This window comes from Zhenpiania hominis, from assembly GCF_014333425.1.
GTDB classification, from domain to species: Bacteria; Bacillota; Clostridia; order Peptostreptococcales; family Anaerovoracaceae; genus Hominibacterium; species Hominibacterium hominis.
Genome location: NZ_JACRYT010000012.1, coordinates 1 through 26,138 on the forward strand (window position 1 = coordinate 1; position 26,138 = coordinate 26,138).

Annotated in this window: 26 protein-coding genes; 6 read left to right on the forward strand and 20 right to left on the reverse strand. The window is 44.2% G+C overall.

Annotated elements, in window-relative coordinates; translation table 11 throughout:
- A partial coding sequence (locus H9L42_RS10895; protein WP_243235755.1) for a transposase occupies window positions 1–801 on the forward strand: 801 nt, incomplete at its 5' end.
- Window positions 802–948: 147 nt separating this feature from the next.
- On the opposite strand, the gene H9L42_RS10900 is transcribed toward H9L42_RS10895, so the two are convergent.
- From H9L42_RS10900 to H9L42_RS10950, 11 genes are all read right to left on the reverse strand, one after another.
- Complete coding sequence (locus H9L42_RS10900; RefSeq protein ID WP_187303427.1) at window positions 949–4,089, reverse strand: type I restriction endonuclease subunit R; 3,141 nt, start codon at window positions 4,087–4,089, stop codon at window positions 949–951.
- A 22-nt stretch (window positions 4,090–4,111) separates the two neighbouring features.
- Window positions 4,112–5,215: an LPO_1073/Vpar_1526 family protein gene (locus H9L42_RS10905; RefSeq protein WP_187303428.1), complete on the reverse strand. Its 1,104-nt coding sequence runs from the start codon at window positions 5,213–5,215 to the stop codon at window positions 4,112–4,114.
- Window positions 5,205–5,489, reverse strand: a complete 285-nt coding sequence (locus H9L42_RS10910) for a hypothetical protein (RefSeq protein WP_187303429.1) — start codon at window positions 5,487–5,489, stop codon at window positions 5,205–5,207. The genes H9L42_RS10905 and H9L42_RS10910 overlap by 11 nt, the downstream gene beginning before the upstream one ends.
- 5 nt (window positions 5,490–5,494) lie before the next feature.
- Entirely contained in the window at window positions 5,495–6,658 is a 1,164-nt protein-coding gene (locus tag H9L42_RS10915) for a restriction endonuclease subunit S (protein WP_187303430.1), read from the reverse strand.
- Window positions 6,659–6,660: 2 nt separating this feature from the next.
- A complete protein-coding gene (locus H9L42_RS10920) occupies window positions 6,661–6,870 on the reverse strand; it encodes a hypothetical protein (RefSeq protein WP_187303431.1) in 210 nt (69 codons plus the stop codon).
- A complete protein-coding gene (locus H9L42_RS10925) occupies window positions 6,867–8,684 on the reverse strand; it encodes a type I restriction-modification system subunit M (RefSeq protein ID WP_187303432.1) in 1,818 nt (605 codons plus the stop codon). Before H9L42_RS10925 ends, H9L42_RS10920 begins: the two co-directional genes overlap by 4 nt.
- Complete coding sequence (locus H9L42_RS10930; RefSeq protein WP_187303433.1) at window positions 8,684–8,917, reverse strand: helix-turn-helix domain-containing protein; 234 nt, start codon at window positions 8,915–8,917, stop codon at window positions 8,684–8,686. Before H9L42_RS10930 ends, H9L42_RS10925 begins: the two co-directional genes overlap by 1 nt.
- 200 nt (window positions 8,918–9,117) lie before the next feature.
- On the reverse strand, window positions 9,118–9,474 hold the full coding sequence (locus H9L42_RS10935) for a TnpV protein (protein WP_187303434.1): 357 nt from the start codon (window positions 9,472–9,474) through the stop codon (window positions 9,118–9,120).
- Between the two features lie 280 nt (window positions 9,475–9,754).
- Window positions 9,755–11,251, reverse strand: coding sequence for a 23S rRNA (uracil(1939)-C(5))-methyltransferase RlmD (gene rlmD / locus H9L42_RS10940; RefSeq protein ID WP_187303435.1), 1,497 nt, complete (start codon window positions 11,249–11,251; stop codon window positions 9,755–9,757).
- A 60-nt stretch (window positions 11,252–11,311) separates the two neighbouring features.
- Window positions 11,312–11,971 carry an HAD family hydrolase gene (locus H9L42_RS10945; RefSeq protein ID WP_243235756.1) on the reverse strand — a complete coding sequence of 220 codons (660 nt, stop codon included), beginning with the start codon at window positions 11,969–11,971 and terminating at the stop codon, window positions 11,312–11,314.
- A 190-nt stretch (window positions 11,972–12,161) separates the two neighbouring features.
- Window positions 12,162–12,587, reverse strand: a complete 426-nt coding sequence (locus H9L42_RS10950; protein WP_187303436.1) for an acyl-CoA thioesterase — start codon at window positions 12,585–12,587, stop codon at window positions 12,162–12,164.
- 384 nt (window positions 12,588–12,971) lie between these two features.
- On the opposite strand from H9L42_RS10950, the gene H9L42_RS10955 reads away from it, so the two are divergent.
- From H9L42_RS10955 to H9L42_RS10975, 5 genes are all read left to right on the forward strand, one after another.
- Complete coding sequence (locus H9L42_RS10955) at window positions 12,972–13,466, forward strand: NADH-quinone oxidoreductase subunit NuoE family protein (RefSeq protein ID WP_187303437.1); 495 nt, start codon at window positions 12,972–12,974, stop codon at window positions 13,464–13,466.
- A gap of 15 nt (window positions 13,467–13,481) precedes the next feature.
- Window positions 13,482–15,368: an NADH-ubiquinone oxidoreductase-F iron-sulfur binding region domain-containing protein gene (locus H9L42_RS10960; protein ID WP_465270659.1), complete on the forward strand. Its 1,887-nt coding sequence runs from the start codon at window positions 13,482–13,484 to the stop codon at window positions 15,366–15,368.
- Window positions 15,369–15,385: 17 nt separating this feature from the next.
- On the forward strand, window positions 15,386–17,128 hold the full coding sequence (locus H9L42_RS10965) for an NADH-dependent [FeFe] hydrogenase, group A6 (RefSeq protein WP_187303438.1): 1,743 nt from the start codon (window positions 15,386–15,388) through the stop codon (window positions 17,126–17,128).
- Between the two features lie 343 nt (window positions 17,129–17,471).
- Window positions 17,472–18,302 (forward strand): hypothetical protein, encoded by an 831-nt coding sequence (locus H9L42_RS10970; protein WP_187303439.1) that lies wholly within the window; start codon window positions 17,472–17,474, stop codon window positions 18,300–18,302.
- A 303-nt stretch (window positions 18,303–18,605) separates the two neighbouring features.
- Window positions 18,606–18,851, forward strand: a complete 246-nt coding sequence (locus H9L42_RS10975) for a TM1266 family iron-only hydrogenase system putative regulator (protein ID WP_187303440.1) — start codon at window positions 18,606–18,608, stop codon at window positions 18,849–18,851.
- A 230-nt stretch (window positions 18,852–19,081) separates the two neighbouring features.
- Here H9L42_RS10975 and H9L42_RS10980 read toward each other — a convergent pair whose 3' ends face one another.
- The 9 genes from H9L42_RS10980 to H9L42_RS11020 form a co-directional block, all read right to left on the reverse strand.
- Complete coding sequence (locus H9L42_RS10980; RefSeq protein ID WP_187303441.1) at window positions 19,082–19,525, reverse strand: F0F1 ATP synthase subunit delta/epsilon; 444 nt, start codon at window positions 19,523–19,525, stop codon at window positions 19,082–19,084.
- Window positions 19,518–20,909 (reverse strand): F0F1 ATP synthase subunit beta, encoded by a 1,392-nt coding sequence (gene atpD / locus H9L42_RS10985; RefSeq protein WP_187303442.1) that lies wholly within the window; start codon window positions 20,907–20,909, stop codon window positions 19,518–19,520. Before atpD ends, H9L42_RS10980 begins: the two co-directional genes overlap by 8 nt.
- A gap of 14 nt (window positions 20,910–20,923) precedes the next feature.
- The gene (atpG, locus tag H9L42_RS10990; protein ID WP_187303443.1) at window positions 20,924–21,790 is read right to left on the reverse strand and encodes an ATP synthase F1 subunit gamma; all 867 of its coding nucleotides are present in this window, start codon (window positions 21,788–21,790) and stop codon (window positions 20,924–20,926) included.
- A gap of 46 nt (window positions 21,791–21,836) precedes the next feature.
- Window positions 21,837–23,354, reverse strand: coding sequence for a F0F1 ATP synthase subunit alpha (gene atpA / locus H9L42_RS10995; RefSeq protein WP_187303444.1), 1,518 nt, complete (start codon window positions 23,352–23,354; stop codon window positions 21,837–21,839).
- Between the two features lie 18 nt (window positions 23,355–23,372).
- Complete coding sequence (atpH, locus tag H9L42_RS11000; RefSeq protein WP_187303445.1) at window positions 23,373–23,906, reverse strand: ATP synthase F1 subunit delta; 534 nt, start codon at window positions 23,904–23,906, stop codon at window positions 23,373–23,375.
- Window positions 23,894–24,400, reverse strand: a complete 507-nt coding sequence (gene atpF, locus H9L42_RS11005; protein WP_187303446.1) for a F0F1 ATP synthase subunit B — start codon at window positions 24,398–24,400, stop codon at window positions 23,894–23,896. The genes atpH and atpF overlap by 13 nt, the downstream gene beginning before the upstream one ends.
- A 79-nt stretch (window positions 24,401–24,479) precedes the next feature.
- Window positions 24,480–24,701, reverse strand: a complete 222-nt coding sequence (atpE, locus tag H9L42_RS11010) for an ATP synthase F0 subunit C (protein WP_187303447.1) — start codon at window positions 24,699–24,701, stop codon at window positions 24,480–24,482.
- A 117-nt stretch (window positions 24,702–24,818) separates the two neighbouring features.
- Window positions 24,819–25,499 (reverse strand): F0F1 ATP synthase subunit A, encoded by a 681-nt coding sequence (gene atpB / locus H9L42_RS11015; RefSeq protein WP_187303448.1) that lies wholly within the window; start codon window positions 25,497–25,499, stop codon window positions 24,819–24,821.
- Window position 25,500: 1 nt separating this feature from the next.
- Window positions 25,501–25,830 carry a hypothetical protein gene (locus tag H9L42_RS11020; RefSeq protein ID WP_187303449.1) on the reverse strand — a complete coding sequence of 110 codons (330 nt, stop codon included), beginning with the start codon at window positions 25,828–25,830 and terminating at the stop codon, window positions 25,501–25,503.
- Between the last annotated feature and the right edge of the window lie 308 nt (window positions 25,831–26,138).

The following is a 26,138-nucleotide window of genomic DNA, read 5'->3' on the forward strand; positions in this document are numbered from 1 at the left end:
GATCCGGAAAGCGGCTGGTTTCACAAAGGAGAACACAAAGAAGTATTCGCATATTCGATCGAGACCGCATGTGATGAAAATGGGTGGATCCTTGATTACAGTGTGCACCCCGGAAACGAGCATGACAGTAAGACATTCCCGGAACTTTACGAAAAGCTGAAAAAGTATGCGATCAAAACAATGGTAATGGATGCAGGATACAAGAACCCTGCGATCGCAAAGCTTTTGATAGACGAAGAGATCACACCGCTGTTCCCATACAAAAGGCCCATGACAAAGAAAGGATTCTTTCGGAAGCATGAGTATGTTTATGACGAATACTATGACTGTTACCTTTGCCCTGGGGATCAGATATTGAAATACGCTACGACAAACAGAGACGGGTACCGAGAATACAAGAGCGATGGCAATCTATGTGCGAACTGCCCTTACCTTTCTCAATGCACGGAGAGTAAGAATCATGTAAAGGTTCTGACACGCCATATATGGGAAGGGTATATGGAAATCTGCGAGGATATCCGGCATACGATAGGGATGAAAGAGCTCTACGGTAAGAGGAAAGAGACCATAGAGCGTAATTTCGGTACGGCAAAAGAGCATCATGCCATGAGATACACACAGCTTATCGGGAAGAAGAAAATGGGGATGAAAGTGGGATTGACATTCGCCTGTATGAACATGAAAAAGCTGGTGAACCTATTAAGCAAGCGGGATGGAGATACTTCTTTAAAAAGAAAATTTCGTTATTTATTTGCATCATTCAAAATCAACCTGCCTAAAATGGATAGCATCTATGCTTAGAAAAGGTCCAACTTCTCTTCTTGAAGTTGGACCTTTTGTCTACAGTCTGAATTCCCCTTTTTTACAAAAGGGGAATTATCGATGATGGATTATATCTAAAAAGAATCATCTAAACTTATGATTTTTTAAGAAACTTCCACTTTATCGCTATGCCACCTCTTTATACCTCGTATACACATACTCATATATGTTCTGACGGTATGTAGAAATGCTGATTTCGTCATAGCATTCAGGCAGTTCTGCCCATAATGTATCTCGAATCAAATTATCAACAGCAGCCTTTGTTTCCTGCTTGTCTGTCCAATGATCCAACTCTGATATTTTAGCTTTAATTTTATGCAACAATCCTGCTGCAACTTCTTTAAGCCTTTTAATATCATTCTTACTTAAATCATCACGGAACAACATGTCATACAGCGAAAGTTCTTCATCACTTGCAAAGCCTTCTCTAACATATCGCTGTTCTTCCTGATTCATCGAATTCGCCAGATTCATTAGATCAGTAAATGTTTTCTCTATTGTCGCTCTGTCTTTCTCATTATTATAATCATCAATAATCTGTTGGTAATGGTCATAATAATTGATACGATTTGGATTAGAGAATAACATCGCGGCTAATTTCTGTTGAATAATTTCCTGTAAATCACGCATTACAAGATTCTTTTTCTTAACTTTTGCAAACTCTCTGCGCAACAAGTCGAAGTCAATTGCACTAATATCGAACCTAACCGGCTCTTCACGTACCATCAAAGGCTGGTCCTGTATTTCTACGTAAGAACTTATAATGTGATTGATTTCAACCATAAGATCTGTTGTATTCACATGTTTGCGTTTCTTCTGGAGTTCTGCATAGATTGCAGCAATAGCTTCATATTCTTTGCGTACATTTCCTATAATGTCGTCTCTGTCTATATACTTCATAAGACGATTTAATTCTGAAGCATATGTTGTAAAAGTCTTTTTATCTTCAATTGTTCCACAAACAGCATTTGCAGCTTCCTGCAGATAGTTCATTTTTGTAAATCCGGAAGCGTTTATCAACATCTGTAGATCAAAATCATTATCTGCAAGAAAAGCTTTTGCTTTGCCAATTGTTTCAACAATTCTGGCTATCAGAACATCTTTATCCACTGTAGGATCAGAACTACCAGTTCCACCTACATTCGCCGTATAATCTGCAAGGGCCTTTCTTAAAGCTTTAACAATTCCGATATAATCAATAATCAGGCCATTACTTTTGCCTTCATTAACACGGTTAGCACGTGCTATCGTTTGCATTAAGGTATGTGCTTTAAGAGGTTTATCCAAATACAGACAAGATAAGCACTTCACATCAAATCCAGTCAGCCACATAGCACATACGAATACTACGCGCAGTGGATTCTTTGAATCTTTAAACTCTTTATCAAGATCTCGTTTTTCCATTTTGGTACGATGATACTTAATATCAAGATCCCACTTCTTAAAGGTCTGGATTTCATTCTGTTCCTGACTGATTACAACAGACATTTCTGTTTCCTGCATCCACTTCAGCTTGCGCTCCAATTCCTGCGCTTCCTGTTGAGTGGCTGTTTTTATTTTTGCTTTCAGCTTTTTGATTTCTTCTTTCCAATATTCCTGCACGTAATTGTACATACGAACACAGGTCACTTTATTCAGACAAACAAACATAGCTTTTCCGCTTGTCCACAAGTCTGAATAATGATTCACAAAATCACGAGCAATAGATTTTAATCTCGGCTCTGCTGTAAGCAAATGTATTTCCTTTGCAAATTCTGCCTCCAGCTTATCCTGCTGGTCCACATCTAAATCTGCATTTTCAATTGCATCTAAAATCTGATTTGTTATTTCTGGGTTTCTTAAATCAAGAATTTTTTCACCGCGGTTTTCATAATAAAGAGGAACTGTTGCTCCATCCTCAACAGCACGTTTGAAGTCATAAACCGATACATATCCCCCAAACGTTCTTGCAGTAATATTATCACTGGAAAGCAGTGGTGTTCCAGTGAACCCGATACGGGCTGCTGTAGGCAACAGCTTCATCATATTATCTGCGAAGATTCCGTACTGGCTACGGTGTGCTTCATCAGACATAATAATAATATCATGATCTGGATATACCGGTTCGGCGTCCGGTTTGTTGAACTTCTGAATTAATGTAAATATAAAGCTTGGATTACCACGAAGCTTTTGAAGTAAGTCACCACCACTTGTAGCAATAAACTGTGAAGCTTTTGTTTTTCCCAACAAACCGCAGTTTTCGAAAGTGTCACTGATCTGAGAGTTTAATTCATCACGGTCTGTCAGTACAACAAATGTAGGTGATCCTTCAAATTTCCTACGTATTTTCTGCGCAAGAAATACCATTGAATAACTTTTACCGGATCCCTGTGTATGCCAGAAAACACCCAATTTACCGTCATTAAGTTTTCTATCTTCGTAAGCCTTTACAGCCTCATTTACACCAAGATACTGATGGTTACGGGCAAGTATCTTCGCAGTATGTCCACCGGAATGATCATATAATATAAAGTTTTCGAATAAGTCTAAGAAATTTTCTTTCTTACAGATACCTCTAAGCATTGTTTCTAATGCTACACTGCCCTGTTCTTCTTCTGCAAGACGTTTCCATTCATGGAAAAATTCATACTTGCTTCCAAGTGTACCAACCTTAGCTTCTATGCCGTTTGAAAGCATAAGGAATGCATTATAATAGAACAAATGAGGAATCGTATCCTGATAATCTGTGTAGTTATCATCATATGCATTTTGTACATCCACAGTGGTCTTCTTGAGTTCTATAAACAGCAAAGGTATACCATTTACAAAGCCCACTATATCTGTCCTTCTGCGATATAAATCACCATGAATTTTCAATTCTTTTATTGCAAGAAAGTAATTGTTATCTGGATTTTGGAAGTCTATTACAGAAGCTTTTTTAGTTTCAGTTTGACCGTTTGGTTTCTTTACTGTAACAGGAATACCATCACGAATCAGATAGTATTTTTCTTCATTTATCTGCAGTAAAGATGATGTTGAAAGTCTCTGTTCCAAAGTCTTCTGTGCTTCTAAAAGCTGACTATCCGTAATCCATGGATTCAGCTTTGTAATAGCCTCACGAAAATATCTGATCAAAAGAATTTCTTTGTAACTTTCTCTTCCAAAAGTACCATCCTTACCTAAAACTTCTGTATTGTACGCAAACCGGACATCCCAGTCCAGCTCATCATGGAGCAGATTACCGGCACTTTCCTGAACCAATATGTTTTCAGAATAATCGTAGCTCATGATTTTACCTCCTGTGTACCAGCTAAAGTTTTATCTGAGGCACTTTTTTATTTCGCCTTTGTGCATTAGCATGTGCAAGCACATTTCCTATAGGGGTTATCGTTATACTATGCGGTAATGCTTCCCACCACAAACGAACAGTTCGTAACGTATCATAAGTATTCCATTTCTGCATAAATGCTTGTTTTACACTCTCTTTTAGCTTAGAATCATTCGAATACAAATCCCATACTTTATATAAAGCCTCTACCTCTGAATCAATCACCTTATGTAAACCTATAGCATTCGCCTGTGTTAAAACAGGGAAAGTAATATTATTTATTTCATTTTTATTCCTTACATTCAAACGAACATATCCATCATTCAACTCATGATCAACCAATAAGTTGATAGGAATGTTTGCCCCTTTTAAAATTTCAACAGCACTTTGATAAAGTTCTGATTCTTTTTCTATCCCCACACAGGTATATCCCGAAAAAGCGTTAGGATAAAATTCACTAAATTTCTTGAATGTTCCTACAGAAGAGACTCTTGCTGCATTCAGTATATCAAGATGATACGCCCAATCCAATCCCTTAGGAAGAGAATGATAACAAATTGATGAAAACAAATCTTCCATAACCATTAACCCCTGAGTAATGTCACCTGTAACTGCTGTCCACCTATTTATAGCATATATTATTGTTAATGCACATAAAGCTTCATCATCAATCTGGTCAACAATTTCTATTGCTTTAGAAATACTCGCTTTAATTTTTCTTTCTTCGCCCTTTTCAATTCTATGCACTAACAATTCAGATAATAATTCATAATCAGCCTCTCTATCTGTACATGCAGCTACTTTCTGGGCATTACGAAGTTCAAATTGAAAAGAGGGTTCAGAAAATGATTTATAATCAGACTCTATTTTTTCCACACGAGGAATAAGATCAGTTGTAAATTTTTCTATTCGGGCAATAGCTACAGCACTTGCTTCTTGAGTACACTGCTTAATTGTTTCAATTGCCATTTCAGAACAAACTTCTCGAACTCTTTTTTCATCTATTCCCATCACTATTGTAGGATTAATCATTTGTAACTGTTGAGAACCTTCTCCAGCTTTCTGTATTTGTTTACTATTTTCCATCGTTAATTCTCCCTATTTGCACTTGTTCAGAATTTTTGCTAGCTTTTTGAGTCTGCCTAATGCTACTCTTTATATCTTTTTTCCATTCTAATACTTGGCTATCATTGATGGTCAGTTCTTGTTTCTGTTTGGCTCCGCTTTTAGCCTTTTGTATTTGCTTACCATTTCTCTTAACCCCAATATTGTATCCAGACAATCCACCAACGGCTGCACCAATAACTAAACCAATAAGTTCCGTTCCAATGCCATCAAAAATCCATTGTAAGTTCTCCATAGTAACTACACCTCTATTTCCCCATTCATCATTTTTGGTAACAAACGGTCACGAGCTTGTTTTAATAGCTCAGTTTGCGAATCGAGAACATTTATCTTATCATCAACGTTTTTCGCAATTTCATTAAACTTTCTTATAAGTTCTTCATTTGGATTTATGAATGTCTGATTCAATAATTCATTCTTTGTGATGGATGCAAAGATTGCACCGTTTCCTACCAAATTGTCTTTAAAAAACCTTTCCTTTAGCATGTGAAACAGATAGCTTTGGTAACCCAACTTATGTTTCATTGCAGCCAAACCACGACCGATTACAATTTTATTCTTTGTAATATTAAGTCGGCCAACTGGTGCTCTAATACTAAAGAGAATACTATTCTTTTCTGCAATTCGTGTATAAGATGTTGAGTAAACATCATCATTTACAAATCGTCTTCCATAACTTCTGACGCCTTGATGGAATGGTAAACCTTCCCTGTGCGTATTATAAAACTCTGATTTAGGACTTTGTCCCATAATTACATCCGCAATATCAATCAGTGTCTCTTTCTTCCACCCCTCTGGCACACCATCAACAATAGCTACATCTTCATACCCTGGGAAACGCAAATCCACAAACCACTCTTTGTACAAACGCTGTGCTGCTTCTTCAAGCAGTTTGATTTGTTTTTGGTTGTTTTCAATCAGGTCCTCATAAGATGAAATAGTATTAGCAATTTTGATTTGCTTGTCCATTTCCGGCAATTGAATCGAAAGGTTTTTTATAACCGGGATATTTACATGAGCAACTGTTGCACCATTTGCCGTACCTAACAATTCGTATTGCTGCTGTGGTGCCAAAATATAATATACCAAATATTGAGGATATACTTTATTCTTATCTGGTCTTATTAAAACTGTACGCTGACCTAAACAAACCTTTTGCCCATCACAAATAATGGCAGCATTACCTGCTGGTGCTTCTCTTGCAAAAATAATATCATCCACCTGTGGAACAGCTCTTTTATTTCTTTTATCATATACATCCTTTGATACCCTATGAACATTATCAAGTTTTAATCGTCCTCTGCCTATATTAGGTGTTCTTATAAGCGGATATCCCTCGCCTTCATCAGGTGCAGTTGAATGAGGACAGTCTACTATGAATTCGCACACATCCAACAGCTTCATAACTAAACGTCCTCCTTTAATTTTAAATATTGCTTTTTCCATGCCTTAGACGACTGTTTGCATATACAATCTTCTCTTTCAAATGCACACACATTAGGTATACTATTATTTTTACATATATCTGGATTATTAGCTCTACAACCATATGTCTGTTCTACAGTATCTAACTCATTCAAAGGTGTTTTAAAAGCAATTTTTATTTCTTTTTTCATAACCCCATCCCCTTCATATTTTTAGAGATAGTATCCATCAAATCATTTGATTCTGCCTGCAGAGATAACAGTTCACGATGAATTTCTGCCATGCGTTCTTCAAAGTCCACACCATCATCTTCTACCGGTGCAACACCTACATAAGCCCCCGGTGTCAGAGACCAGCCTTTTTCTTCTATTTCTGTAATATCGGCAACTTTGCACAGACCAAGCACATCTGCATAAACACCATCGCCGAATTTTTCATACAACCATACAGCTTCTTTTGCAATGGTGATTTCTTCATTCTTTTCAGAAATCATCTTGTCGTATTCAGCCTGAATACGCTTTTTATCAGTACGGCCTGCGTTATCTACTTCAAGCTTCGCACGTTTTTGCAGGGCTTTCAGCTCGTCTTTCAACTTATGCAGAATGTCTTCAAAGGAACCATTGCCCAACACAGCTCTGTATTCATTCAGTAATGCTGTGTATTTTTCTGTCTCACCACGATAGAGCCATACAATCGCATTCAGATTCTTCAGCTGCCATTCGGACCATTCATTCAATGTGCGGTCAACAACAGTGTAGTAGTTTCTTGCGTCAATAAACAAAACCTTATCTTTGATACCCTCATTTTTACCCTTGTCAAAAAACCATAGGGAACATGGCAGAGATTTTGTATAGAAGAAATTATTGCCTACACTGATCATAGCATCCACATGACAAGTTTCCACTAATTTCTGACGGATATCTTTGTCTTTACCCTGGCTATCTGTAGCAGAAGATGCCATAACAAAGCCAGCACGACCACGTTCGTTTAAATAGCTATAGAAATAAGAAATCCACAGATAGTTGCCATTACCAATTTCCTTATTCTTATTTACAGTTGGCATACCAAAAGGCAGTCGCTTTGCACTTTCACAAGACTCTGCTTTTACTTTATCTACATTAAATGGAGGATTTGCCATTATGTAATCACAACAACCATCTAGATTATGTGCATCATGATAGAAACTGTTTGCTTCATCACCAGATTTAATAACTCCAGTCAAACCATGAACTGCCATATTCATCAGACACAGCTGGGCATTATATTCTACTTTTTCCTGACCATAGAAAGTCATAGTAGAGTTAGCATTCATACCAGTTTGATTAACAAAATCGCCAGACTGTATGAACATACCTCCTGAACCACATGCTGGATCCAGCAAAATACCATTCGTAGGTTCGATAATATTTACAATCATTTTTACCAGTGATTTTGGTGTGAAGAACACACCATCATCAGAGGCAATATTCTTTGCAAATTTATTCAGGAAGTACTCGTAAATACGTCCAATGATATCGCCACCAACTTCATCTAATGCGCTGTTGTTAAATATACGCAGCAATTCAGATAACAGCTCATCTGAAAAATCAGTATAACTTTTAGGGAGTATGCCGACTAACTGTTCACTCTGTTCTTCAATCAATTGCATAGCATTATTGACCACCTCACCGAGACTGGTCATAACATGTCCATCTTTATTTTTTAAATCTGCACCTTTGATATCATCAGGTAAATTCAGCAGGTAATCATACTGAGCTTCTTTCGGAAGATATAAAGCGCTCTTCGCTGCAAAGTCACTGGCTTCTACTGGCATAACTCTGCCGCCACGAGACGGACGATCCTTTAATATCTCCGCTTCTACCATTTTAAATCTGCTATATGCATATCTCAGGAAAATCAAACCCAGTACCGGCATGCAATACTGATTTGATGTTAACTTAGATCCTGCACGCAGTAAGTCTGCAGATTCCCATAATTCTGATTCTAATTTCTTTATATTAACCATTAGTTCTTCCCCTCCGCTTTAAAGTTCAGCCATGCTTCTTCTATAGATGCATACTCTATGTTATGAGAAAGACAAAAGCCTTTTATCTTTTTCATTGCAGAGAGATTTGGTTTTGCTTTTCCACCTTCCCAACGATTTACTGTTGAGAATGCTACATTTAATTCTTTCGCAAAATCTTCCTGTGTTAGAAAGCTGCGTTGTCTAATTCGTTTTATTTCTTCAGGGAAACCCATGTTGCATCTCCTTTGCAATAAACTTTCACTAATATAGCGTAATTATAGCATATCTTCAAATTTTTTTCTACTCTCTGTATATTATCATAAGAGTCTTAGGTACTCCTAACAACCGCATTTTGCTCCGACAGGAGTATAAATGCAGTGCTCGCTATGACATGACAATTAAAAAGTGAGGTGCTCAGACCCCACTTCTAAAACTACCAATATATTAACTCCTGATTCACAAATTCTTCTGCCATATTTACAATAGAATTCATTTCCTGAACCCACTGCATCGAATTTTCTGCTTTCAATTCTTCTGTTATTCCCTGTGCCTTCTTTGTTTGATCCACAATCGTCTCAAACATCTCCTGTGCCTGTTGATCTACATCTGCAAGATATGATGACAGTTTACCACTGGTCAGAAGGCGAAAATATACCAGCCTTCTCGTCTTTTTCAAGTATCGTTTATGCCTTTGACCAAATCTACCGATAACCACCTTTTCCTGCTCCGGAAGTGTTAATTCCGGGTACTGATACCCTTCATATTCTGTGTATGTAATTTCTTTTTTCATAATAAAAACCTCCTCTGTAAATGATGACTTCATTTTACAAAGAAGGTTTTGATTCAACAAATGTACGAACTATATAATCTTAAAATATTTCAACGCATCCATTATCGCCTCCACCTTCTCCGGCGTCGGATGTCTTCGTGGATTTTTAAGCGTTTTGACGGTGTTTGGTGCATCATACATCGGTAACCCCAAACTTCGTTTTACATCGGCGATAAAGGCTGTATGGACCTTGAAACCATATTTGGATTCGATGTATGCCTGGATTCTTTTGTACGTCGGTTTAGGGAGTTACCTCGCCGTCTTCGATGTCCATCTTGACTTCTACTTTGTCAGAAGTTTTTATACGGGACAAGAGAGACACCACCTCCACCGCCCCAGTCCACGGAAACATATCCACAGGCGTGGCCTCCATAAACGTATACCCCAGATCCCCCAGCAGCCGCACATCTCTCGCCAGCGTCGCCGGATCACAGGAAACGTAAACAATCCGCTCAGGCGCGACTTCCCCCACCGCCTCCAAAAGCTCCGGCCTGCACCCGGCCCGGGGCGGATCCAGCAGCACCACGTCCGCGCTGCGCACAATCCGGGCAATGTCATCCTCCGGATCCGTCGAGGCCAGCAGCCGCGGCAATTCCTCCTCCGCTTTTCCACAGACATACCTCGCGTTTACAATTCCGTTGATCACCGCGTTGCGGTTGGCGTCCAGAACCGCCTGGCGGACGGATTCTATCCCCACTACCTGCCGGGCCTTTGCCGCGCAGGAAAGACCGATGGTGCCGATTCCGCAGTAGAGGTCCAGCACATTTTCCTCCCCGGTCAGAGCCGCGTATTCCCTGACTTTAGCATACAGCTTTTCCGTCTGCGCGGGGTTTACCTGGAAAAAGGACATGGCGGAAATTTCAAAAGAAAGTCCCCCAATCACCTCGGTAATGGTCTGCTTTCCGGCAATGGGAACACAAGTCTCTCCCAAAATCTCCGGGGTTTTCTTTTTATGAATGTTCAGAACCACGCTTTCCAGGGAAAAACCCGCTTCATAAATGGCGGAATCCAGCATTTCAATAAGCTTGGCGGCGTTGGGAATTCCTTTTCCGTTGATAACTAGGACGACCATTACCTCACCGGTTCCAAAGGCTGTCTTTACAATCAGATGCCGCATCAGTCCCCGCTCCCAGCGTTCGTCCCAGGCAGTAATATGATCTTCTTTCATAAACTGCCGCAGCGCTTCCGCCGCTGCCATAGCCGCCGGAGACTGCAGCATGCATCGTTCGCAGTCTACTACCTCATGGCTCTTTGCGCGAAAAAAGCCCACCGCTGGATCGCCTGCCGCTTCCACAATTCCGCCCTTCCTGGTAATCACGCCGCCCGTGCTTACAGGAAACTGGGCTTTGTTGCGGTAATGAAAGGGATCGTCCATACCTAAGATTTGATTTACGATTGGCGCAGCCAAGTCTCCCAGGCGGCAGAGCTTGTCCCTCACCTGTTTTTCCTTCAGCGCCAGTTGCCCCGGATAATCCAACCGGGCCAGAGCGCAGCCTCCGCATCCTTTCTGAAATCCTCCCTCGCACAAAGGTTCCATCCGGTGGGGAGAAGGCTCCTCTATTTCCAGCAGCTTTGCGAACGCGTAGCTTTTTTTCACCTTTGTAAGCTGAACCCGCGCTAAGTCGCCAACCACCGTATCCGGCACGAAAACGGCCATGCCGTCCGCCCGTCCGATCCCCTGGCCCTGATCGCTCATATCCATAATTTCTACTGTACAAATCTGTCCCTTTTCAAACATGCAAACGTTTCTCCTTTTTCTTTCCTGCCACCCTTGCCACCCGCGTCCGGACAGCGCCGTTTACTTTACAATTTCAAGCAGCTGAGCGGGAGATTCGATAATATAGTCCGCTCCTTTTTCCTCCAGCAGTTCCCGATCCCGGAATCCCCAGGTCACACCTACGGAAACAAGCCCCGCGTTCTTCGCGGTCTCCATATCCACTTCCGAGTCGCCTACATATACCGCATGTTCTTTTACAGAACCCAATTCTTCCAGAATGGAGTAAATCCCATCCGGAGCTGGTTTTCGCGGCACGCCGGCACGCTCGCCCCTGGCAGCGTCAAAAAACTCCGGAAAATAATCCTTGCAGAGCTGCACAACTGCCTCATCATATTTATTGGAAATAACAGCCGTCTTTTTTCCCGACGCCTTCAAATCCGCCAGAAGCTGCAAAATTCCGTCATAGGGCTTTGTTTTGTCCTGCCAGTGCTTTGCGTAATGCGCCTTGAAAGCTTCCAGACAAACCTCCATATCCGCCTCAGAAGTCCCCTCCGGCACGGCGTTTCTAAGAAGCACGCCCACCCCGTTTCCGACAAACTGCCGGATTTCCTCAAGGCTGCGCGCCGGATAGCCTTTTACAGAAAGGCCTTCATTTACCGCGTCCTTTAAATCTTCCAATGTATCCAAAAGGGTTCCATCCATATCAAAAATAACAGTGTCGATCAATGTATTTTCCTCCAATCCTTCTTATCTCCGCTTGTTATTTTATCATTCCGATGCCTTAGGGACAATAGCTATATAAAAGCCGGAAAAAGTTTTCATCATTATATCAAAATAGTATTGCTCGCTCAAAAAAAACTGCCTCGCGGCCTGATGCGAAGCAGTTTTCCATATTGAAAACTCGGAAAGAAACAGTTTTAGCTTCGCCCCTCTATCTCGGCACCTCCAGCGCCCTTGCCCTCAATGCCAGCTCCGCCTCGTCCTGAGTTTCATCCAGTGAAATTCCATGTGGTTTTGGTTTCTTCGTATCCGCATCCACACATACAAAGGTAACAAACCCTTCCACACTCTGGCCTCCGTGGATTTCACAGAGCGCTTTCACATGAATCATCAGACTGGTTGTCCCCGCTTTAACAATCCTGCTGTGAATCGTCAGGATATCGCCCTTCTGCACCGGCCGTTTGAAGGTAAAACCGTGAACATTAACGCACAGAATATCCTGCGGCCGTCCGTGAGTCGCCGCAGCCGCGATAAAGCCGGCTTCCACCAGCCATTCGGCAGTTCTTCCGGCAAACAGGGTGCCATGATGATTCAAATCTTCCGATTTCACTAGATGAGATATCTTATACTCCTTCATAATAGCCGCTCCTCCTAAATTCTTACTACTTCCTCATTATAAGGGATTTTGTACAAAAAGAAAGCATATATAATAGGTATACAATATTCTTAAATACAAGCTCACATGCTTTCAAATATTTCTGTTGTTGCTAATGTGAAACTTTTGACGCATGTTTTACTGAAATTTCATTATTTTCCTGTCAATTTCTCCCTAAACCCTTTACTATTTTGCTACTTTTCGCAAAAATGCGTCTTTCAATTGACACATTAATGTCAATTGTGATAAAATTTCTTAAATATCAGTATACATACTCTAATTTTTGTATACGGATAAATGTTTTGTGTACACAGTATTCTGCTGTGATTGTTTGTTTTATTGTGAATGTGAAAGGAGTACATTACCATGACCGAACATTGCGCCGGCTGCGCCGATGCAAAGGAAAAGGCCGCCCGTCTCAGGGAGATTATTGCCAAGTATAAAGATACGCAGGGTGCGCTGATTCCTGTGCTTCACGAAGCTCAGGAAGTTTACGGCTATCTCCCTCTGGAAGTGCAGCGCGAAATTTCGCTGGGGCTGAATATCCCCCTTGCGGAAGTTTATGGCGTTGTCAGCTTCTACACGCAGTTTTCCATTAATCCGAAAGGAAAATACCAGATTAACGTCTGCATGGGAACTGCCTGCTATGTAAAAGGTGCGAATGATATTTTAGACAAATTTAAAACCAGACTCTCCATTGATGTTGGAGAATGCACCGATGATCAAAAATTTTCTCTGGATGCATGCCGCTGTATCGGTTCTTGCGGACTTGCCCCTGTCGTAACCATTAACGATGAGGTTTATGGCAAGCTCACTGCCGATGAAGTGGACACGATTCTTGATAAATATGAAGATCAGTAGCAAAAGGAGAGAATTATGATTAAAAATATTGAGGAATTAAACGCTTTAAGGGACAATGCCGCAAAAAATATGAGCATCCGTCTCGACCGTACGCAGGCTCCTTCCGCGGAAGGCGCGAAAATACATATTCTGGTCTGCGGAGTTGCCGGATGCGCGTCTTCCGGTTCTCTGAAAGTTGCCGCGGCCATTGAAGATCAGATTAAGAAAAACGGTCTCGGCCAGGATGTAAAAGTAATCAAAACCGGATGCTTCGGTCTCTGCGCGGAAGGTCCGATTATGATGATCTGTCCGGAACATGTAATGTACACCAAGGTCACTCCGGAAGATGTGGAAGAAATTTTTGAAAGCCATGTAAAAGGCGGTAAAATTGTAAAACGGCTTCTTGCCGGCGAAAAGGAATATGAAGAAATCCGCGATCGCCTGCCTCAGATTCCGTTCTTCGCCATGCAGAAGAGAATCGCTCTGCACAACTGCGGAATCATTGATCCGGAAAATATTGACGAATATATCGCGCTCGACGGCTATCAGGCTCTGGCAAAGGTTCTGACGGAATTCGAGCCTGATGACGTTATCGACGAAATCAAAAAATCAGGTCTTCGCGGCAGAGGCGGCGGCGGATTCCCGACCGGCCGCAAATGGGAGTCTTCGGCGGTTGTAAAAGAACACACCAAATATGTAATCTGTAACGCTGACGAAGGCGATCCGGGAGCGTTCATGGATCGTTCCATTCTCGAAGGCGACCCTCATTCCGTAATCGAAGCGATGATTATCAACGGCTACGCGGTGGGCGCGAATCAGGGCTACATTTATGTGCGCGCGGAATATCCGGTAGCGGTACAGCGTCTGGGCGTTGCCATCCGCCAGGCGCAGGAATACGGACTTCTTGGAAACAACATCCTCGGCAAGGGCTTCAACTTCAATCTGGAAGTGCGTCTTGGCGCGGGAGCGTTTGTATGCGGAGAAGGAAGCGCGCTGATGACTTCCATTGAAGGAAAGCGCGGCGAACCTCGTCCGAAGCCTCCTAGATCCGCGGAAAAAGGACTCTGGAAAAAGCCGACTGTTCTCAACAATGTAGAAACTTACGCTAATATTCCGCAGATCATTTTAAACGGCGCGGACTGGTTCTCCAATATCGGAACGGAAAAATCCAAGGGAACGAAGGTATTCGCGCTCGGCGGAAAAATTAACAATATCGGACTTGTAGAAGTTCCTATGGGCACGACGCTGCGCCAGATTATCTACGATATCGGCGGCGGAATTCCGGACGGCGGAACCTTCAAAGCCGCTCAGACAGGCGGCCCTTCCGGCGGATGTCTGCCCGCGGAGCATCTGGACACGCCGATCGATTACGACTCTCTGACAAAACTGGGTTCCATGATGGGATCCGGCGGTCTGATCGTAATGGATGAACATACCTGCATGGTTGACCTGGCAAGATTCTTCCTGGACTTCACAGTGGATGAATCCTGCGGAAAATGTCCGCCTTGCCGGATCGGAACCAAGAGAATGCATGAAATTCTCGTCCGCATCACCGAGGGAAAAGGTACCCTGGAAGATCTGGACAAACTGGAAGTACTGGCAAGAAACATCAAGGCTTCCGCCCTGTGCGGACTGGGACAGAGTGCTCCAAACCCGGTGCTCTCCACATTAAAATACTTCAGAGATGAATACGTTGCCCATGTCGTAGACAAAAAATGTCCGGCAGGCGTCTGCGTTTCCATGGTTAAATTCATCATTGACGATGATACGTGTAAACGCTGTGGTATCTGTAAGAGAGGATGCCCGACCCAGTGTATCTCTGGAGACAAGGATACTCCGTTCGCTATTGATCAGGATAAGTGCGTTAAGTGCGGCCTCTGTATGGAAAAATGTCCGTTCAAGGCAATACTTAAGAACGCGTAAAGGAGGAGCACGAAACTATGAACAAAGTCCATATTACAATAGATGGAATTCAATTATATGTACCCGAAAATTACACGATCCTGCAGGCGGCAAAAGAGGTAAACATTACAATTCCGACCCTTTGTTTCCTGAAGGACGTCAACGAAATCGGATGCTGCCGTATGTGCGTAGTGGAAGTCAAGGGCTCGAGAGCGCTGCAGGCTGCCTGCGTATATCCGGTAAGAGAAGGTATGGAAGTTTACACCCATACGCCGAAAGTAATCGAAGCCAGAAAGGTAAATCTGGAGCTGATTCTGTCCAACCACGACGCTATGTGCCAGACCTGTACCAGAAGCTGGATGGACTGCGAACTCCAGGCTCTGGCCAACAAGCTCTCTGTTTCCAATGTGCGCTTTGAAGGCGACAAAAAACGGCTTCCGCTGGATGTCGGCGTATCCATTGTCCGTGACCCGAACAAATGCATCCTCTGCAGACGTTGTGTCAGCGCCTGCAAAAACATTCAGACGGTAGCGGTTATTGATACCATGAACCGCGGATTTGATACGGTAATCGGCTCTCCTTTCGGCCTCAAGCTGGAAGACACGCCGTGTACCAACTGCGGACAGTGCATCAACGTGTGCCCGGTAGCCGCTCTCCATGAGAAGAGCGACGCGGATCGGGTATGGGAAGCGATTTACGATCCGAACAAGCATGTGGTAGTTCAGACCGCTCCTGCTGTCCGGGTTGCTATCGGTGAAGAGTTTAATATGAATATCGGTGAAGCGGTAACCGGAAAGATGGTAACCGCACTGAAAATGCTGGGATTTGACCGGGTATTCGATACCGATACCGGCGCGGACCTGACAATTATGGAAGAAGGAGCCGAACTCATCGACCGTATCCGCGGCGGCGGCAAACTTCCGCTGATTACATCCTGTTCCCCCGGATGGATCAAATTCTGCGAACATAATTTTCCGGATATGCTGGATAACCTCTCAAGCTGTAAATCACCACATCAGATGTTCGGAGCGATTCTGAAGTCCTACTACGCGGAAAAGGAAGGAATCGACCCGAAGGATATTTTCGTTGTTTCCGTAATGCCTTGTACCGCGAAGAAATTTGAAGCCGCAAGACCGGAAATGCAGGTTGACGGACTTCCTGACGTAGACGCGGTTATTACCACCAGAGAACTGGGTAAGATGATCTACGACGTGGGAATCGACTTCCCGGATCTGGGTGACAGTGACTTCGACAACCCGTTTGGTGAAGCATCCGGCGCCGGAGCCATCTTCGGCACAACCGGCGGCGTTATGGAAGCGGCGCTGAGAACTGTAGCGGATATCTTAAACGATTCTTCCGCGGATAATTTCGAATACGAAGAAGTTCGCGGACTGGAAGGGATTAAAATCGCGACCATTCAGATCGCGGATCTGAAGGTACGCGCCGCGGTTGCGCATGGACTGGGCAACGCGAGAAAATTGATGGAAGCCATCCGCGCTGGAGAACAGTTCCACTTTGTGGAAATCATGGCGTGTCCTGGCGGCTGCATCAACGGCGGAGGTCAGCCTCTGCAGCTCTCCGATGTCCGCAACTGGATCGACATCAAGGCAGAACGTGCGAAGTCTCTGTACCAGGAGGACCGCAAAATGTTTACGCGGAAATCCCATAACAACCCGGCTGTCAAGAAACTCTACAAAGAGTTCCTGGGAATGGCAAATGGAAAACAGGCTCACAAACTGCTCCATACCCATTACACGCCGAGAACAAATTACGAAGAGTAAATAATAAGCTGAAGCCGCGCAAACGCGCGGCTTCTTTTATTTTTCTCCATTGTCTCATATTGTATCCACCTGGCCTCTATACAGCTAAGTGGCTACAAAACTTTCCCCTTTGATGGATCAGAGTTTCGGAAATTTGACAAATTCGCGCGATTTTCAAAAAAAAGAATTCCCAAACCCACAACTTTTGTATCCACTTCACCATTTTCATAGACTCTGGCTACAATATGGCAAAATATCACCCGGCTGCTATAATTTTTTTACTTTTTTTGTAAATTCTCCCTTGATTTTATGCATTATTTGTATATAATGTAATTAATTTCCATTTAATTTAAGGAGGTTTCACATGTTTCAACAATTAACATTACTACATTTACTGCATAAAGAATATAACCGCCAGCGTTCTCATCTTCATCGGCTTCACGCGCTGAAAGAAACGCTGCCTGACGGGTATCTCTCACATCGCGGAGAGTATGACTACCGAGTAGTCCGGGTCAACGGAAAGCGCGATCAAATTCCGATTTCCCTGAGACTGCCAAATCGGGAACAGCTTATTTACGATTTAAAAACCAAAAGGTATCTTTCCGAAGCGCTCCCTGTTTTGGAAAGCAACTGCGGGCAATTGGAATCTGCCATTTCCCGTTTTCAGATCTATGATCCCTTCGCAATCGGCAGTTCCCTGCTTCCCCATTACCAAGAGGACTATGACTGCAGCGCCCTCCTTCTTCCCGGCGACTGTTCACCCCAGCGATGGGCACAGATGGATTACGAAACCAATACCGCGTTCCTGGAAGCTCGAAAGCATTATTCAGAAGGAGGCCTCCTTACCCGCTCCAAAGCAGAGGCCGACATTGCGACCATGCTGGAAAGAGCAGATTTGTCTTTTCATTATGAGCCGCTCATTCGGGTCGGCAACCGCACCTGCGCTCCTGACTTCTGTATTGTCCATCCGATGCATCGTCTGCTTATTTTCTGGGAACACTTCGGGATGATGGATAATCCCGGATATGCCTATGAAGCGATGAACAAACTGGCAGTTTACGCGGACAGCGGTTATCTTCTGGGGATGAACCTGATCATGACCTTTGAAACAAAAGAACATCCGCTCCATTTCGGCCATATCCGGCGCTGCATTGACACCTATCTCAGTCCTCATTCTTCCCGTTTCCCGATCTGAGCCTTTTAACCGCTTCCCAGTTTTGTATCCACTCAGCCTCTATACTACCAAGTGGATACAAAACTTTCCTTTTCACAGGATCGGAGTCTTGGAAATTCGGTAAATTCGCGTGATTTTCGAAAACTCGAATCCCCAAACCCACAACTTTTGTATCCACTTCACCATTTTTATGGATTCTGGCTACAAATACGTTTTTATTACATATCCGGGCTCATCTTTTCTCTTGTAGAAAAGTGGAAACAATGGTATCATGGATTACAAAGAAGCTGGTTATTGCATATCACACGTTAGGAGGAACTCATTATGGAAACAAGAACCGCGTTAATTGGAATCGTCGTTGAGGACATGAATTCTGTAGACAAACTGAATTCAATTTTACATGAATATAAAGACTCGATCATCGGACGTATGGGTATCCCGCATCCGTCTAAGGAGCTTTCCATTATCAGCATCGCTATGGAAGCCCCGGCAGATACCATCAGCGCGCTTTCCGGCAAATTAGGCGCCCTGCCTGGAATTACAACAAAGACAATTTACGCGAAAGCGTAACATTCTGTTTCGCGCCTTTTCTCAAACGTTGCGCAGAATGCGCACAATAAAAAAAGTGGAAATGACGGAATCAAAGATTCCTATTTCCACATGCTGACCGCAAGGGTCAGCGCATTTAAGGTACTTTCTTTGAAATTCCGGAAATATCGTTTTAGCGATATTTCCTACATTATAAAAAAAGATCTTCTCCACAGATGGGAGAACGATCTTTTTTTGTTTTCCAAATGTGGTCAGCGCTTTCTCCTGGCGCCGCCTTCCGCAACATTCATCCGCGTGATTGCCTTCGCGATGGCAATTCTCGCGCGCTCAATTTCGTTTGGATCGTGTTTTGTTTCGTGAGTCAGCCAGTCCTCAGCCTTCGCCTTTTCACTGAGAACCCGATCCATATCAATATCTTCGGACCATTCCGCCGCGTCCGTATAAATGATAATGCTGTCTTTTACGTCAATAAACCCGCCCGCGATCGCCGCGACGCGGAAATCATCATCATTATAACTCCCTTTATCCTCTTCCAGAATCCAAAGCTCTCCGATATCCAAAAGCTTACACGCCCAGGAATGTCCCGCCATAAAGCCCTCATCGCCTTCCAGTGTCCGCGCGATCAGAAGCCGCACCTTTCCCCTGTAAAAAACCTTCGACGGGGTAATGACCTCAAGCTTTACCAGTTTACTCATGGCTGTTCTCAAACCTTTCTACAACTTCATCAATTCCTCCGGCAAACAGGAACATGGATTCCGGAATTTCATCATGTTTGCCTTCCAGAATTTCCTTGAACCCTCTTACGGTTTCCTTCAGAGGCAGGTATTTGCCCGGAGTTCCCGTAAACTGTTCGGCTACGCTGAACGGCTGGGACAGGAATCTCTGAATCTTTCTGGCTCTGTTTACAACCAGCTTGTCGGAATCCGACAGCTCATCCATACCCAAGATGGCAATGATATCCTGCAGATCCTTATATCTCTGCAGCACTTCCTGCACGCCTCTTGCGGTATTGTAGTGTTCTTCCCCTAAAATCAGCGGATCCATAATTCTGGAGGTTGATTCCAGAGGATCAACCGCCGGATAAATTCCCAGCTCGGTAATCGCGCGGGAAAGTACCGTCGTCGCGTCCAGATGCGCGAAGGTCGTTGCCGGAGCCGGGTCTGTCAGGTCATCGGCGGGAACATAAATAGCCTGTACCGATGTAATGGACCCCTTCTTCGTAGAAGTGATTCTTTCCTGCAAAGCTCCCATTTCCGTAGCCAGCGTCGGCTGATATCCTACCGCCGACGGCACGCGTCCAAGCAGCGCGGATACTTCAGATCCGGCCTGGGTAAATCGGAAAATATTATCAATAAACAGCAGTACATCCTGTCCTTCCGTATCCCGGAAATACTCCGCCATTGTCAATCCTGTCAAAGCGACACGCATTCTGGCTCCCGGCGGCTCATTCATCTGTCCGAACACCATAGCGGTATTGTTGATTACACCGGACTCGATCATTTCATAATACAGGTCGTTTCCCTCTCTGGTACGCTCCCCTACACCGGCGAAAACGGAAATTCCGCCATGTTCTCTCGCGATATTGCTGATCAGCTCCTGAATCAGTACGGTCTTTCCTACTCCCGCCCCGCCGAACAGTCCTACTTTTCCGCCTCTCGTATAAGGGGCAATCAAGTCGATAACTTTAATACCGGTTTCAAAAATCTGCGCGGTCGTATCCTGTTCTTCAAATTCAGGCGCCGCCCTGTGAATGGACGCCCGCAGTTCTGTTTCTACCGCGCCTTTTTCATCAATGGTCTCGCCGATTACATTAAACATCCGGCCCAGGACTTCCTTGCCCACCGGAACTTTAATCGGAGCGCCTGTATCTACGGCTTCCATGCCCCGTGTCAGTCCATCAGTCGAAGAAAGCGCGATACAGCGTACTACATCATCTCCGATGTGCTGCGCAACTTCCGCCACAATCGTTCTTCCCTGAAAGTCGATATTGATCGCGTGGAGCAACTCCGGAATCTCCTCCGGAGCGAATTTAATATCAATAACGGGCCCTATAATCTGATGTATGATTCCTTTGCCCATATCTACCTCCTATTTTATTTCTGTGCTTCTGAACCTGCCACGATTTCAATAATCTCATCGGTAATTGCCGATTGACGCGCTCTGTTATAATAAAGCGACAGATTGCTCAGCATTTCCCTGGCATTGTCCGTAGCGTTTTCCATGGCCATACGCCTTGCCGCGTGTTCGCAGGTGGCGGACTCTACTACAGCCGCGTAGATCATCATCTCAACATATTTTGGCACCAGATAGTTGAACACTTCTTCCACGGAAGGTTCATATTCCACCATTTTATCCAGTTTCATAATTTCCGGGTCACGTTCAATGTCAAAGGGGAGCAGCGTTACATTTTTCACTTCCTGCTCCAGACTGCTGATAAACGATGTGTAGATCAGCACCACTTCATCGATCTCTCCCGAATTATACATTTCAATGATCGGTCGGCTCATTTTCTGGGTTTCCAGGAAAGAGATGCTTTCCGGCGGAGCCAGATATTCGCTGTAAATATCATATCCCCGTTTTTCAAAGTATTCTTTCCCCTTGGTCCCAATCGCGACAATCACCGGTTTTTCCCAATCCGCCAGAATTTCTCGTTCCGCCTCCTTAATCACATTGGAATTAAACCCGCCGCAAAGTCCCTTACAGCTGGTCACAATAATATAACAAGTCGTCTTTATCTCACGGTTTCCCAAAAGATAATGCTGGGGCACATCGCTGCTGTTATTGAAAATTTCGGCAATGGAATGGGTAATATAATGAAAGTTTTCATTTGTCTTTTCAAAGGTGGCTTTGGCCCTCCTCAGTTTACCGGCGGACACCAGTTTCATAGCGTTTGTAATATGCTCCGTGCTGGTAACACTCTTGATACGCCGCTTTATATCCTGCATGTTGCTAGCTGCCATTGCCTCACCTCCCTTTTCTCTGATACACGGCTGTACGGCTCCCGGCTTATACAGAAAGTCTTAAAAATGATTTCTTGCACAGTCCGATCCCCTCCTGCAGCTGTTTTTCCGATTCCTCATCCAGTTTCCCGGTGGATTTAATTGACTTGCCCACCTGCGGATACTGGGTATCCATAAACTCAAACAGCTGCTTTTCAAAGCTCTTGATCTGATCAATCTCCAGATCCGCCAAATAGTTATTAATAGCCGCGTAAATAATCATTACCTGATGCTGCACCGCAATCGGCTGGTACTGCGGCTGCTTCAGAATCTCCATCAGAACCAGCCCGTGATCCAGACGTTTTTTGGTCTCCGCGTCTACATCCGAGCCAAACTGGGAAAAATTCGCCAGTTCCCGGTACTGGGCCAGTTCCAGCTTGATTTTGCTGGAAACCTGCTTCATTGCTTTGATCTGCGCGTTTCCGCCCACGCGGGATACCGAAATACCCGCGTTTACAGCCGGTCTTTGCCCGGTAAAAAACAATTCTGTTTCCAGGAAGATCTGTCCGTCCGTAATAGAAATTACATTAGTCGGAATATAGGCGGATACATCCCCTGCCTGGGTCTCAATAATCGGCAGCGCTGTAATAGAGCCTCCGCCAAGCTCATCAGAAAGCTTGGCCGCCCGTTCCAGAAGTCTGCTGTGCAGATAAAATACATCTCCCGGATAAGCTTCCCTTCCTGGAGGTCTTCTCAAAAGCAGCGACATGGCCCGGTAAGCGACCGCGTGTTTTGACAGATCATCGTAAATAATAAGGACATCCTTTCCTTCATACATAAAATGCTCGCCAATCGCGCATCCCGCGTACGGCGCGATGTACTGCAGCGGGGCAACTTCCGAAGCGGTAGCGGATACTACAATCGTGTAATCCATCGCCCCTTTATTTTCCAGTGTCTGCACAAGCTGCGCGACGGTGGACTGTTTTTGTCCGATGGCGACATAGATGCAGATCACATCTTCTTCTTTCTGATTAATGATGGTATCAATGGCAATCGCTGTTTTCCCGGTCTGACGGTCACCGATAATCAGTTCCCGCTGCCCCTTCCCGATAGGAATCATCGAGTCGATTGCCTTGATTCCCGTCTGAAGCGGCTCATGTACCGATTTCCTCTGTAAAACACCCGGCGCCGGATATTCGATTGGCCGGTGTTCCGCGGCAGTAATCGGCCCCTTTCCATCAATCGGCTGTCCCAGCGCGTTTACGACACGCCCTATCATTTCCGGTCCGGTCGGCACCTCAACAACCTTTCCGGTCGGTTTGACGATGTCGCCTTCTTTAATCTCCTGGTCGGAGCCCAGTATTACTGCTCCCACATTGTCTTCTTCCAGATTCAGCGCCATTCCGTAGGTCTCTCCCGGAAACTCCAGAAGTTCCCCCGCCATGCACTTTTCCAGTCCATAGACTCTGGCAATACCGTCACCGACCTGTATGACTGTTCCGAAATCGGATATTTCCAGCCGATTTTCATAATTCTTAATTTGTTCCTTTATGACAGCGCTTATTTCTTCAGGCCGTAAGTTCATATGGCTATCTCCTCTCTGTTAGATTATTTTGCTTCCCAGATCCTCAAAACGCTTTCGTATGGAAGCATCGATAATACGACCGTCTATCAGGATCTTTACACCCCCGATCAGCTTTGGATCTAATTTATTTTCCAACTTCGTATTTTCTTTTAGAAGCGCCGAGGTTTCTTCCTCAAATTTGGCAAGCTGCTCCGGTTTGAGCGGCTGAACCGAATAAATCGTTCCCACCGCTACACCTTCTTTGCGGTTGACGAATTCTTTAAATGCTTTCACGATTTTAGGGAAGTGATAGGTTCTTCCTTTATCTATCAAAATATAGAGAAGGTTTAACAGTTCCCTGCTGATCCTTCCTTCAAAAACATTTTTTAAAACCTCTTTTTTTTCTTTGGCAGAGATCCCCGGATAGTTAAAAAAGTCATAGAAATCAGGTTCCTGTTTGAATATTTCAAGAACCTGTTCCGATTCCTCTAAAATCAGGTCTTCCTTTCCGGCTTCACTGGCAGCCTGAAATAAGGCGCTGCCATAAGTTGTAGCAATCGTTAATTCTGCCATTGTCTCTTACCTGCCTGTTCGATGATCTCGTCTACAATCTGATCCTGTCCTACCTGCGCGATGCTCCGCTCTACAATCTTTTCAGCGGCAAGCAGCGCCAGCGTGGCAACCTGCTGCTTCATTTCTTCCAAAGCTTTCTGTTTTTCCAGTTCAACCTGCCGCTCCGCGGCAACAATAATGGAATTCGCTTTCGAATGAGCTTCCTCTATGATTTCATCCGCCTGCTTCTCTGCCCGCTCTTTCGCTTCTTTGATAATCTCGCGCCCTTGCTCTTCCAGTTTCACAATCTGCCGATCATAATTTTCCATCTTTTCATCGGCCCTGCGGTTAATTAACTCCGCGTTATCAAGGGCATCCTGGATGGATTGTTTTCTTGTTTCCAGCATGTTCAAAAAAGGTCTGTACAGAAACTTCGTCAGCAGTCCTACCAAGATCAGAAAATTGATTACATAAAATACAAATTCTGTCAAACTAAGCCCTAAAGCTTCAACCATCGGCTCACCTCCCTTTGCATAACTGATTTTGTTTCCCGTCCGCGTTCAACCGAAGCTTTCAGGAAACAGCCGCTTCCTGTTACATCTGCGCGAACAGCAGGAACGCGACGAGAAGTCCGTATATACTCAGGGATTCCATAAACGCAAATGAAAGAATCATATTCGTACGAAGCATACCGGCCGCTTCCGGCTGCCGCGCCATTCCTTCCAGAGCTTTCGCTGCCGCCAGCCCCTGTCCGATTCCAGGACCGATTGCTGCTAATCCAATTGCCAAACCTGCTCCAATTGCTATTAAACCCATAATTCATTCTCCTTTCAGCTTTCAAAATTAGTAAATTATCTATCTTTTTTCAGCGAAACAGTGTTACTGTCCGCGTAGAAACATATAAAGTGCATCTCTTTATTCCTCCGGCGCTTTTTAGGCCGGAGCTTCCAGCCTCTCCTCATCTTCCGGAAGCGCTTCTTTAATATAAATCGCCGCAAGCAGCGAGAATACCAGCGCCTGTATCAGACCCATCAGAACGCTCAATGCCTGCATGACAACCGGAAGGCCAATCGGAATTAAATCGAAAAAGGAAGCCGTTACAGTTTCCTCGCCATATATATTTCCGTAAAGTCGCAGTGTCAGCGATACCGGCTTTATCAGATCTTCCAGAATCATTAACGGGAACAGGAACGCAAAAGGCTGAAACCAGTGTTTATAATAACGGACGCCATGATGGCTCCGGATTCCCGAAATCTGGATCATAACAAAAACAATAATTGCCATCGCTGCCGTACAGTTAATCGAACTGGTCGGCGCCGTCAAGCCGGGGACATGCCCGGAAGCCGGAAGCAGTCCGGAATAGTTACAAACCAAAATGTAAATAAACAGCGTCGCGATCAGAGGAAAATACCTTTTGCACGTGCGTTCCCCCATAATATCTCCGAAAAAGCGGTACAGGCTCTCAATCGCCCATTCCGCGAAATTCTGCAAACCGGACGGAACCGTCTGTAGGCGTCTTCCCGCTATGATAGAAAGCACGCACAGCACAATTGTAATCGCCGCGCTGGTAATCATTCCATTTGAAATTCCCAGCGAATTTAAAGTCTCAATCATATCATTGTTCACGCTCCTTTCCCTTACGTTCCTGTCGTTTCTGTTCAAAAGCCAGAACTTTGTTCATGGTTGCAAGTGCCACCGCTGTTCCTACCAGAAACGCGATTCCATTGAAAGGAAGGATGTCTCTTGAAAAAAAAGCGGCTGCCAGCACCAGGAGGTTCACAGCATAACTGATAAACGATCTGGTATACAGGCTGCCCAAGTTCTCTGGTCCTGCATGTTCCGAAGCGCTCTCCCGCAGATATCTCCGCCAGATAAACAGATTTTTAAGCTGTCCCATAATGCCTCCGAAGACGAGTCCTGCGATTACGCCCAACGCATAAGTCAATTCCTGCCACCTCTCCTCTGCCAAATACAACTTTTTATTTACAGCCCGCTCCTACCAGCCAGACTGCCCTCATCAAGTTGTAACTTTTTTGTTATTACCCTATATTATAAACGATTTCTTTTAAATGTAAAGAATCAAAAATAAAGACTCTAAGAAATCTTTCTCGCCTTGTCCCTTTTAAGGTATAAATCGAAATTCCATTGAAATTTAAACATTTTTCGACACATTTTACAGCTATGCCCCTGATATTCCCCTAAAGGGGAAACTCTCTAAATTTTCTATCAATTTGTCTTTTTTTCCTTGTCATC